Annotated in this window: 1 protein-coding gene and 1 pseudogene; both read right to left on the reverse strand. The window is 61.2% G+C overall.

The window, feature by feature from the left end; genetic code table 11:
• Positions 1 to 126: pseudogene (locus tag DD1DGNOD_RS12460) on the reverse strand (acyltransferase); the annotation flags it as partial.
• Between the two features lie 158 nt (positions 127 to 284).
• On the reverse strand, positions 285 to 977 hold the full coding sequence (gene nodB, locus DD1DGNOD_RS12465) for a chitooligosaccharide deacetylase NodB (RefSeq protein WP_131770174.1): 693 nt from the start codon (positions 975 to 977) through the stop codon (positions 285 to 287).
• Between the last annotated feature and the right edge of the window lie 180 nt (positions 978 to 1,157).

The following is a 1,157-nucleotide window of genomic DNA, read 5'->3' on the forward strand; positions in this document are numbered from 1 at the left end:
GAAATGTTTCACGTTCCAGGCACCCACAGCTCTGTAGGTGTTTCGAAAAAACTCGGCAAGTTCCGCGTGGTCACCCGGTTCGAGCTGATTCTCCCAGTACGTTTTCCACTGAATTTTCGTTTTCATAGGAAAATCTTCCAATTTTTGCAGGGCCCCTGATGGGGTCGCGAGTATTCCATTTCATTCGGTGGCTCGGCTGTGGCTGGTATTGATTCTGACCCATCGAATCTCATGCAAGCGGCGGTTCAGTTGTCAGTCGCCGCGGCTCCACCGGCCCCGCGCCCTTACCAGCCGTACCCCATCGGTGTGCCGGCCGCCGGCAGCCGGGGCAGCGCCTCCAGCAGCGGAGGACCGGGGACGAGACCCTGGTGGCGTAGCTCGCGGATGAGAAGCGGCACCACAGCCAGCGTCTGGTCTTGGTGACCGGCGCTGCAGCCACGTTTCCTTTCGGGCAGGCATCCGTCATGTAGCAGTACGATCCCACCCGGATGGAGCTGCTGCCGGAGGGCGTCCATGATTTCTGTCACCCCCGGTGCCGACCAGTCACGCGAGTCTATCGTCCAGCCGAGAGGCTGCAGGCCGAGTTCGGCCGCCACGCGCCGCGCCCCGTCGTTCCACCGGCCATACGGTGTGCGTAGATACTGCACCCGCGCGGTGGGAGCGACAGCCCGCAGCGTCCGGCTCGCCGCCATTATTTCCCACCGTGTCTGTTGCTCGCCACAGCGCGACAGATCGGCGTGTGTCATCGAGTGGCAGGCCAGGAGATGGCCCTCCGCGGCTATCCTGGAGATGATATCGGGATGTGCGGCTGCGTAGGTGCCGAGCACACAGAATGTCGCGGCCACCTCATGCTCAGCGAGCAGATCGAGAATCCGGGGGGTGTAATAAGGATCCGGTCCGTCGTCGAACGTGAGGGCGATGCGGCGAGTCCCCGACTGACCACCGGAAAACGTGCTGGCCGGGCAACGTCCGGTCACAGTTCGGGCTCCTTCCGACACGCTGTCTCCCGTTTCGCCGGCTCCACGTGATCAGTCGGCGTAAGCTGGTCCTCCCAGCATATCCGCCACTGGATTTCGGTATTCATAGCACATTTCCCAGTCTTGATTGTTTCAGATGGAAAATTAGGGTACTTTCGTTGAGTATCGCTCACGATATGC

The sequence above is a fragment of the Candidatus Protofrankia californiensis genome, assembly GCF_900634765.1.
Classification (GTDB): domain Bacteria; phylum Actinomycetota; class Actinomycetes; order Frankiales; family Frankiaceae; genus Protofrankia; species Protofrankia californiensis.